Origin of the sequence: Burkholderia sp. WTPI3, assembly GCF_021483755.1 — a bacterium.
GTDB lineage: Bacteria > Pseudomonadota > Gammaproteobacteria > Burkholderiales > Burkholderiaceae > Burkholderia.
Genome location: NZ_JAGIXF010000167.1, coordinates 1 through 6257, shown reverse-complemented (window position 1 = coordinate 6257; position 6257 = coordinate 1). Strand labels below are relative to the sequence as shown.

The 6257-nt window shown below is 68.3% G+C and carries 6 protein-coding genes; all 6 read right to left on the bottom strand.

Annotation, left to right across the window (positions count from 1 at the left end):
• A partial coding sequence (locus J7024_RS36010) for an aldose epimerase family protein (protein WP_234745968.1) occupies nt 1–770 on the bottom strand: 770 nt, incomplete at its 3' end.
• A 62-nt stretch (nt 771–832) separates the two neighbouring features.
• Complete coding sequence (locus J7024_RS36005; protein WP_234745966.1) at nt 833–1648, bottom strand: SDR family NAD(P)-dependent oxidoreductase; 816 nt, start codon at nt 1646–1648, stop codon at nt 833–835.
• Nucleotides 1649–1671: 23 nt separating this feature from the next.
• Nucleotides 1672–2688 carry an L-arabinose ABC transporter permease AraH gene (gene araH / locus J7024_RS36000; protein ID WP_124827178.1) on the bottom strand — a complete coding sequence of 339 codons (1017 nt, stop codon included), beginning with the start codon at nt 2686–2688 and terminating at the stop codon, nt 1672–1674.
• Between the two features lie 100 nt (nt 2689–2788).
• Nucleotides 2789–4300 carry an L-arabinose ABC transporter ATP-binding protein AraG gene (gene araG / locus J7024_RS35995; RefSeq protein ID WP_124827179.1) on the bottom strand — a complete coding sequence of 504 codons (1512 nt, stop codon included), beginning with the start codon at nt 4298–4300 and terminating at the stop codon, nt 2789–2791.
• A 67-nt stretch (nt 4301–4367) separates the two neighbouring features.
• A complete protein-coding gene (locus J7024_RS35990) occupies nt 4368–5363 on the bottom strand; it encodes an arabinose ABC transporter substrate-binding protein (protein WP_175750755.1) in 996 nt (331 codons plus the stop codon).
• 102 nt (nt 5364–5465) lie between these two features.
• Complete coding sequence (locus J7024_RS35985) at nt 5466–6245, bottom strand: SDR family oxidoreductase (RefSeq protein ID WP_124827181.1); 780 nt, start codon at nt 6243–6245, stop codon at nt 5466–5468.
• Between the last annotated feature and the right edge of the window lie 12 nt (nt 6246–6257).

The following is a 6257-nucleotide window of genomic DNA, read 5'->3' as shown; positions in this document are numbered from 1 at the left end:
GGGAACGCATGATTGACGGGCGTGGGCGGCGGCGGGGACGCGAGGCGGACCGGCCACGCCGGCGGCACGCTCACGGGCGGCACCGGCAGGAAATCGGCGCCCGACAACCACAACCCGCCGGCCGCCGCGGCCAGTTCGGTCGCGTCGTCGCGCACCAGGAACGGATGCACGCCGAGCCCGAACGGCAGCCGTGCGCGCCCCGCGTTCTCGATCGTCAGCGCGATCGACAGCGTCGCATCGTCGAGCGCGAACGACTGGATCGCACGAAACGCATACGGCGCGCCGCTCGCGCGATCGAGCGACAGTTGCAGCGTGGTGTCGGTCGCGTCGTCCACCTGCCACGGTGCGAGCCAGCCGTCGCCGTGAATCGGCAACGACTCGTCGCGACGGTTGCGCGGCACCGCGACGCTGCGCCCGTCGCATTCGAAGCGGCCGTTGCCGATCCGGTTCGAGTACGGCAACAGCGGATAGCACGCGAGCTCGTTCGGATCCGTCGCGGCTTGCGGGTGCTCGCAGCGGCGGAACACCGGCACCAGTGCGCCGTTGTCGCCGCGCCAGTCGAAGCGCGCGATGCCGCCGCCCAGATGCGGCAGCACGTCGAGCCGCAGCGACGCGTTCGACAGCGTGACGGCCGCCGCGTGCGCGGCGCCGACGCCCTGCGCGAACGCGGCGGTCTGCGGGCCGGCGCTGACCGGCTGGGCTGCTGCAGCCAGGCGCGCGCGGCGCGACTGGCTCGTGGACGACGATGCGCGCGAGGACGTGGCAGTCATGATGAACTCCTTTCCTTCGTCGAAGAAACGATACGGTTCGTTGCGCGATCCCGCACGAATGCTCAGGCCCAGCCGCCGTCGACCACCACGTCCTGCGCGGTGATCATCCGGCTGTCGTCGGCCGCGAGGAACAGCGCCATCCGCGCGAGATCGTCCGGCAGCAGCTCGGCGTCGATGCACTGGCCGGCCTTGATCGCCGCGCGGCCCGCGTCGTCGAGCCACAACCGGCGCTGCTTGTCGGTCATCACCCAGCCCGGCACCAGCGAATTCACGCGGATGCCGAACGGGCCGAGATCGCGTGCGAGCCCGCGCGTGAGCCCCTGCACGGCCGCCTTCGCCATCACGTAGACGGGATAGCCGCCGTTCTTCAACATCCAGCTGATCGAGCCGAGATTGATGATCGCGCCGCCGCCGTGCCGCTTCATGTCGTCGATCACGGCCTGCGCCGCGAAGAACTGGTGACGCAGGTTCACCGCGATGCCCGCGTCGAACGATGCGGGCGTCACGTCGACGATCGCGTGACGCACGTCGTTCGCCGCGTTGTTCACGAGCACCGCGATCGCGCCGATGCCTGCGCGGATCGCGTCGATCGCATCGCGCAACGCGTCGATGTCGGTCAGGTCGCACGCAAGGAACAACGGCGCATGGCGTACGTCAGGCGCCTGCGCGAGGCGTTCCGCCAGCGCCCGGCCCGCCTGCGCGTCGAGATCGACGAATGCGACGCGCGCGCCCTGCTGCGCGAAGTGCTCGACGAACGCCGCGCCGATGCCGGTCGCGCCGCCCGTGATCAGCACCGCCCGATCCGCGAGGCTCGGGTAGCGCGCGTAGCGTGCGTGGCTCGCGGCGTGCGGATCGTGCGCGGAAGTTTCGATGGTCATGCGGATCGTCTCCGTGGAATCGGTCAGTCGCGTACGCCGCGGTTCTTCATCTGGTCGAGCAGCACCGCCGCGAGCAGGATCGCGCCGCGCACCAGGTACTGGTAGAACGCGTCGATGTTCAGCAGGTTCATCACGTTCTCGACGGTGCCCATGATCAGCACGCCGATCACGACACCCGAGATCGTCGCGCGGCCGCCCATCAGCGACACGCCGCCGAGCACGCACGCGGAGATCACGTTCAGCTCGAAGCCCTGTGCGGCGTTCGGCTGGCCCGACGTGATGCGCGACGCGAGAATCACGCCGGCGAGCGCCGTCACCGCGCCCTGGATCAGGAAGATGTACACGCGCGTACGTTCGACGTTGATCCCCGCGAGCCGCGACGCCTCGGGGTTGCCGCCGATCGCGAGCGTGTTGCGCCCATAGACGGTCTGGTTCAGCAGCACGCCGAACGCGATGAAGCACAGCAGCGTGACCCAGATCGGCAGCGATACGCCGAAGAGCGTGAGCCCGCCGAGCGCGATGAACGTATCCGACGACACGCCGACCGCCTGCCCCTTCGACACGATGAAGCCGAGTCCGCGCACGATCTCCATCGTCGCGAGCGTCGTGATCAGCGCGTTGATGCGCAGATACGCGATCACCGCGCCGTTCACGAAGCCGATCGCCGCGCCTGCCGCGACCGCCGCGACGATCGCGACGAACGTGTTGTCGGTCGCGTTCAGCACCATCGCGCACAGCACGCCGGAGAACGCGACCGTCGAACCGATCGACAGGTCGAAGTCGCGCGAGGCCAGACAGAACATCATCGTGCACGCGACCATGCCGATCTGCGAGATCGACAGCGCGAGGCCGAGCATGTTGTCGATCGAGAAGAAGTGATCGACCGTCAGCGACATCGTGATGAACATCACCGCGAAGATCGCGATCAGGCTGTATTCGGTGAGGTGCTGCCACCACTTCTGGCGGTCGCTCTGCTGGGGCGCCAGCGTGTCGGCCGACGGCTTCACGGCCGCGCTGGCGAGGTTTTCCCTGACTTGCATGATTGTGTCTCCTGCTCCTGCTTCGCGCGGCCCGCGCCGCGCGTGATCGATTCGAATGTCGTGCGCCGCCCGAGGCCGGCCCAGCCTACCCCGCGCGGCCTCAGGCCGCCTCGACGGCGCTCGTCTGCGGCAGCGCGAGGCTCAGCACCGAGTGCTCGTTCGCCTGTTCGCGCGGCAGCTCGCCCGCGATACGGCCTTCGCGCATCACGACGATGCGGTCGGACACGCCGAGCACTTCCGGCAGTTCCGACGACACCATCACGATCGCGCAGCCGCGTTCCGCGAGCCGGTAGATCACGTCGTAGATTTCATGCTTCGCGCCGACGTCGATGCCGCGCGTAGGCTCGTCGAGGATCACGACCTTCAGGTCGGGCTCCGCGAGCCAGCGCGACAGGATCGCCTTCTGCTGGTTGCCGCCCGACAGGAAGCGGATCTTCTGCCGCCGGTTCGGCGTCTTGATCTTCAGCCGCTGGATGAAGCGGTCGGCCGTCTCGCTTTCCGCCTTGCGGTTGATGAAGAGCCCCGCGCGCAGCGAATGGCGGCGGCAACTGATGTTGATGTTCTCCGCGACCGACGCGATCGCGATGATCCCTTCTTCCTTGCGGTCCTCCGGGCACAGCACGATGCCGTGGCGAATCGCGTCGCCGGTGCGCTTCACGTCGATGCGCGCGCCGTCGAGCGTCAGCACGCCCGCGCGCCGGCGGTCCGCGCCGTACACGAGCCGCATCAGTTCGCTGCGCCCCGCGCCGACCAGTCCGAAGAAGCCGACGATCTCGCCCGCGCGCACCGAGAAGCTGGCGGGTTCGCGCAGCGCCGGGCCGTCGACGCCTTCGGCGGAAAACCGCACGTCGCCGAGCGCGCGCGGCGCGTAATGATAGATGTCCGAAATCTCTCGCCCGACCATCTCGGCGACGAGCCGCTCGCGCGGCACGTCGTCGAGCGACGCATGCGACGCGATCTTGCGTCCGTCGCGAAAGATCGTGCACGCATCGCACAACCGGTAGATCTCGTCCATCCGGTGCGAGATGTAGATCAGCGCACGGCCTTGCGCGCGCAGGTCGTCGACGAGCTTGAACAGCACTTCGGTCTCGCGATGCGACAGCGAGCTCGTCGGTTCGTCGAGCGCGATCACGCGCGCGTTGCGCATCAGCGCCTTGCAGATCTCGACCATTTGCCGCTGCGCGATCGACAGCCGCCCGAGCTTCGCATCGGGATCGAGATCGACGCCCATCGCCGCGAGCCGCTCGCGCACGTGGCGCTTCGCCTCGCCCTTCTTCACCCAGCCGAGCGCGTTCGGCAGGCGGCCGAGCAGCAGGTTCTCCGCGACCGTCAGGTCGGGCACGTATTGCAGCTCCTGGTGAATCACCGCAATGCCGGCCGCGATCGACGCAGCCGCACTCGAGAAATGCACGGGCTGGCCGTCGACCAGCACGCTGCCCGCATCGGGCTGATATTCGCCGCCGAGAATCTTCAGCAGCGTCGACTTGCCCGCGCCGTTCTCGCCCATCAGGCCATGCACTTCGCCCGCATGCACGTCGAACGAGATGCCGTCGAGTGCGCGCACGCCGGGAAAGACCTTGCCGATATTGTCAAAACGCAGTGCCGCTGACACGTCGTCTCCCCACTTCCGGATCGATCGACCGCCGGCCGCCGCTTCGCCGCGGCGGCCGGCGGACCGCTTACTTCGAGGCGAGCCCCATCTCCTCGCGCACCTTCGTCACGTTGTCGCGCGTCGCGAGCATGCCGGTCGTCAGCGTCAGCGGCGGCGGTGCCTTGCCCTGCGTGATCCACGTGTACATCAGATCTGAAGTTTCCTCGCCGTGGCGCTTCGGGCTGATGATCACGGTGCCGTAGAAGCCCGTCGGCTGCGGTTTCTTGAATTCGTTCAGCGCCGAGTCGGAACCGCCGATGCCGATCCCGATCATGTTGTCGGCCTTGAAGCCGCGCCCTTCGGCCGCGCGCACCGCGCCGAGCACGGCCTCGTCGTTCAGGCCGTAGGCGACCCAGTGCTTGAACTGCGGGTTCTTCGTGAGCGCGATGTTCGCCGCGTTGAACGCGTTTTCGGTGTCGGTCTTCGCCTGCGGCGCCGCGATCACGTTCGCCTTCGGGAAGCCCGCGGCCACCAGCGCATCGGTCGCGCCGCTCGTGCGGTCGTGCGCGGTCGGCAACTGCTCGTACGTGATGTCGATCGCGCCGACGTCCTTCATGTCCCAGCCGCGCTTCTTGATCTCGGCCGCGATGCCGTCGCCGACCTGCTTGCCGATGTTGTAGGCGGAAATGCCCATGTGCGGGACCGATTCGATCGGCTTGCCCGCGCCGTCGACGAGGCGGTCGTCGACCGTCATCATCTTCAGGTTGTGCGACTTCGCCTTCGCGACGATGCCCGGCCCGAGCTTCACGTCAGGCGTGCAGATGATGAAACCCTGCGCCTTCTGCGCGGCGAGGTTGTCGATCGCGCTCATGACCTTCTCGCCCGACGGCGCACCGATCTTCACGAGCGTGAAGCCCTTGTCCTTCGCGGCAATCTCGGCGAACTTCCATTCGTCCTGGAACCACGGCTCCTCCGGCTGCTTGACCAGGAAGCCGATCTTGACCGGATCGGACGCGTGCGCAACCGGGCTGCCCATCAACACCGCGGCCGCTGCGGCCAGCGTTACGAACGTTCTGCGTTTCATCTCCAGTGTCTCCTTGTCTTCATCGAACAGGATGCAGCCGCTTGTTGGTTTCGACGCGGCGTGCGCGCGGCCGTCGCACGTGCGGTCTTTCGAATCGTTGCGTCAGTCGTGGTACAGCGCCGCGCGCCCGCCATCGACGGTGATGCACGCGGCATTGATGAACGGCGCCTCGTCGGACGCGAGGAACACGGCCGTCATCGCGACCTCCTCAGGTTTGCCGATCCGCTTCATCGGCTGCAATGCAAGCGTCTCGGCGCGCGCGGCGGCCGGGTCGGCCTGCGCATCCCACCAGTCGCGCGTGAGCTGCGTCTCGATGTAGCCCGGCGCGATCGCGTTCACGCGCACGTTGCGCGCCGCGTATTCGATGCCGAGCGCGCGCGTGAGGCCCAACACGCCGTGTTTCGCGACCGGGTACGGAAAGCAGCCCGGGATGATCCGGAACGCATGCGTCGACGCGATGTTCACGATGCTGCCGCGGCCGCGTTCGACCATGCCCGGCAGCGCCGCGCGGCAGCCGTGCCACACACCGTCGAGATCGACCGCGAAGCAGCGGCGCCAGTCGTCGTCCGTCATCGTCAGCGGATCGGCGAACACATTGATGCCGGCGTTGTTCACGAGCACGTCGAGCGGGCCGAGCGCGGCTTCGGTCTGCGCGAGCGCGTCGCGCACCGACGCCTGCTGCGCGACGTCGGCATGCAGCGCGAGCACGCGCGCGCCGTCGATGTCGCGCGCGATCGCGGCAGCCGTATGCTGCGCCTGCGCGAAATCGAGATCGACGAGCGCGACGGCCGCGCCTTCGCGAGCGAACGCGTGCGCGATCGCGGCGCCGATCCCGCGACCCGCGCCCGTCACCATCGCGACCTTGCCCGCGAGGCGTTCCATCAAGCGGCTCCG